The following is a 3,713-nucleotide window of genomic DNA, read 5'->3' on the forward strand; positions in this document are numbered from 1 at the left end:
GGAGTGCGTTAGTGCGTTAGTGCGGGAGTGGAAATCTGCCCGCTCGCAGTCCGCGCAGGCGGACTTCGCGATTTTCCAGCGGCGATTTCAATCGCTCATCGGGGGGCTCGGCACGGCTTGGCAGATGCTCTCCCGCCGCGCCGAGCCCACTACCGCACTACCGCACTCACGCACTCATCCGTTGAACCGGCGCAGGCGCAGCGAGTTGGTCACCACGCTCACGCTGGACATCGACATGGCCACGCTGGCCAGCACGGGCGACAGCAGCCAGCCCGTGAGCGGATACAGCGCGCCGGCGGCCACGGGAATGCCGATCACGTTGTAGATGAACGCCCAGAACAGGTTCTGCTTTACCGTGCGGATGGTGGCCCGCGACAGGCGGATGGCCGTCACCACGCCGCGCAGGTCGCCGCGGAGGAGCGTGACGTCGCTGGCCTCGATGGCCACGTCCGTCCCCGTGCCGATGGCGATGCCCACGTCCGCCTGGGCCAGCGCCGGCGCGTCGTTGATGCCGTCGCCCACCATCCCCACCTTGCGCCCCTCGTTCTGCAGGCGCTTGACCTCGCGCGCCTTGCCCTCGGGCAGCACCTCCGCCAGCACCCCGTCCACGCCCACCTGCCGGCCCACGGCGTCCGCCGTGCGCTGGTTGTCGCCCGTGATCATCACCACGCGCAGGCCCATCTGCCGGAGCGCGGCGATGGCCTCGCGCGACTCCGCCTTCACGCGGTCCGCCACGGCGACGAGGCCCGCGATCCGCCCGTCCACCGCGGCGAACATGGGCGTGCGGCCCGCCTCCGCCAGCTCCGCCGCGCGCGCATCCAGCCCGCCCGGCGCGATCCCGCGGTCCGCCATCAGCCGGGCGTTGCCCAGGAGCAGCGTCCGCCCGTCCACCGTGGCCTCCACGCCGTGGCCCGCCACCGCGCGGAACGCCGTCGCATCCGCCAGCGCCAATCCGCGGTCCCGCGCGCCGCGGACGATGGCCTCGCCCAGCGGGTGCTCGCTGCCCCGCTCGGCGCTGGCGACCAGCCGCAGCAGCTCCGCCTCGTCCCATCCCTCCGCGGGGACGACGTCCGTCAGCGCGGGGCGGCCTTCGGTGATGGTGCCCGTCTTGTCCAGGATGATGGTGTCCAGCCGGTGCGCCGTCTCCAGGCTCTCGCCGCCCTTGATGAGCACGCCGTGCTCCGCGCCCTTGCCCGTGCCCACCATGATGGCCGTGGGCGTGGCCAGGCCCAGCGCGCAGGGACAGGCGATGATGAGCACGGAGACGAACGCCACCAGCGCGTCCGTGAACCGCGTCTCGGCCGGCGCCAGCACGAACCACGCGGCGAACGTGGCGATGGCGATGCTGATCACCACCGGCGTAAAGATGCCGCTGATGACGTCCGCCATCCGCGCGATGGGCGCCCGCTGGCCCTGCGCGTCCTGCACCATCCGCACGATCTGCTGCAGCGCCGTGTCACGACCCACCTTGGTCGCCGTGAAGCGGAACGCGCCCGTGCGGTTCATCGTGCCGCCGAACACCTCGTCGCCAGCCGTCTTTTCCACGGGCAGGCTCTCGCCCGTGAGCATGCTCTCGTCCACGGCCGACGCGCCGTCGCGCAGCACGCCGTCCACGGGCACCTTTTCGCCCGGGCGCACGGCGATCACATCGCCCACGACGACCTCCGCCAGGGGGATGTCGCGCTCCACGCCGTCGCGGATGACCCGCGCCGTCTTCGGCTGCAGCCCCATCAGCCGGCGGATGGCGTCGCCCGTGCGGCCCTTGGCGCGCGACTCCAGCATCCGGCCCAGCAGGATGAGGGCGATGATGACGGCCGCCGCCTCGAAGTACACGGGCGCCGCGCCCATCCCCGGCATCCCGCCGTGCCCGCCCCGCGCGAACCATCGCGGCTGCACGGTGGCGGCGACGGAGTACAGGAACGCCGTCCCCGTGCCCACGGCGATGAGCGTGTTCATGTCCGCCGCGCGGTGGCGAAAGGCCGCCCACGCGCCGCGGTAGAACTGCGCGCCGGCGTACAGGACCACGGGCGCCGTGAGGGCCAGCTGCAGCCAGTTGACGCCGGGAAAGTCCAGGAACCCGATGCGCCCGTGCGACATGGCGATCACCAGCACGGGCAGCGACAGGATCGCGGCGATCCAGAAGCGGCGCTTGAGGTCGCGGTACTCGTCCTCGCGCGCTTTTGCCTCGAAATCGACGTCCTCCGCCTGGCCGCCCTCGCCCGGCACCGTGCGCACGCGGTAGCCGAACGACTCGATGGCCTTGCGGATGGCGGCCGGGTCCGTGGCGCCGGCCAGGTACTCGGCGCGCACCGTCATGGTGCCCAGGTTGAACCGCGCGGCGACGATGCCCTTTTGCCGGCCCAGGTGCTTTTCCAGCGGCGCGGCGCTGCCGGACGGCCGCGCGCTGTCGTCCACGACGAACTCGGCGTGCGTGGTGCCCGCCACGCCGTAGCCGGTGTTCTGCACCGTGCCGATCAGGTCGGCCACGCCGCACTGCTCGGGGTCGTACTCCACCGTGGCGCGCTGCGTGGCGAAGTTGACGCCCGCGCGCTTGACGCCCGGCGCCCTGGAGAGCTTGGTCTCCACGCGGCGGGCGCAGGCGGCGCACGTCATCCCCGTGATGGGCAGGTCGATGCGCTCGCCCGCCGCGGCGTCGTCCGTCGCGGGGTCCGGCTGGGGCGCGGGTGCGTTGCGCGTCAGCTGCACCATGGGCGCGGCCGGCGCCTGCGCCAGCGGAAGGGGCGCGCGCTTCGGCTTGGCGGCTGGAGCGGCGTGGCCGGCGTGCGCGTCGTGATTGGCGTGCGAAGCGTGATCCGCGGCCGCGTTGTGATCGACGTGCGAGGCGTGATCGGCGTGCGCGTTGTGCGAGCCGTGATGGCCGGCGTGGTGCGCGTGCGGATCGGCGTCGGATGCGGCGGCCGCGGCGAACACGGCCGGCTCCGCGTCGAAGCGCGTCTTGCAGCCGGTGGAGCAGAAGTGGTACGTGTGCCCCGCGTGCTCGCTGCTGCCGGCGGCGTGCCCGGGATCCACCTCCATCCCGCACACCGGATCGATGACCGTCTGTTCGGTCTTCATGGTGCCATCCCTCAGCGTGCGTGCTTGTACATCAGGTCCAGAACCTCCTGGTAGGTCTTCTCGGCCTCCAGGGGGTCGCCGGAGCGCAGGGCGCCGGTGATGCAGTGCTGCAGGTGGTTGCGCATCATGAGCTTGCCCACGCCGCGCAGCGCCTCGTGCACCGACGCGATCTGCGTGAGCACGTCGGCGCAGTAGCGCTCCTCTTCCACCATGCGCTGCAGCCCGCGGATCTGCCCCTCGATCTTCTTGAGGCGCGCCAGCGCGGCGTCCTTGATCTCGGGCTCCACCGCCGCCGCGTGCGTCTTGTGTTCGGTCGTTTCCATCGGTCCGTCCGGGTGAGTTGAAGGATACCCCCCTACCCTATTGCTGATTCGAATCTAATCACCGTGTCAACCCCCCGCAAACAAGATGATCCCGGTGATGCACATCATCAGCCGGGACAACGATTCCGGACGGATGGGGAGAGTTGGTGCGGAGGCGGAGCGCCCCCCATCCCCGACCCTTCCCCCATAAACGGCATGGGGGAAGGGAGCACATCGGTGCGTGAGGATGATGGATCGCGCCGATAGCGGCGTGCCCCACTGCCGCTCGTTCCTCGCGGAGAGGGGAGACCAGCACAAACGACGAGAGGCGGGCGG

2 protein-coding genes are annotated in these 3,713 nt (G+C 71.4%); both read right to left on the reverse strand.

Annotated elements, in window-relative coordinates; genetic code table 11:
• Positions 1-174 precede the first annotated feature (174 nt).
• Positions 175-3,075: a heavy metal translocating P-type ATPase gene (locus VFZ20_RS14845; protein WP_329684685.1), complete on the reverse strand. Its 2,901-nt coding sequence runs from the start codon at positions 3,073-3,075 to the stop codon at positions 175-177.
• An 11-nt stretch (positions 3,076-3,086) separates the two neighbouring features.
• A complete protein-coding gene (locus VFZ20_RS14850) occupies positions 3,087-3,398 on the reverse strand; it encodes a metal-sensitive transcriptional regulator (protein ID WP_329684686.1) in 312 nt (103 codons plus the stop codon).
• Between the last annotated feature and the right edge of the window lie 315 nt (positions 3,399-3,713).

The sequence above is a fragment of the Longimicrobium sp. genome (assembly GCF_036280135.1).
GTDB lineage: Bacteria > Gemmatimonadota > Gemmatimonadetes > Longimicrobiales > Longimicrobiaceae > Longimicrobium.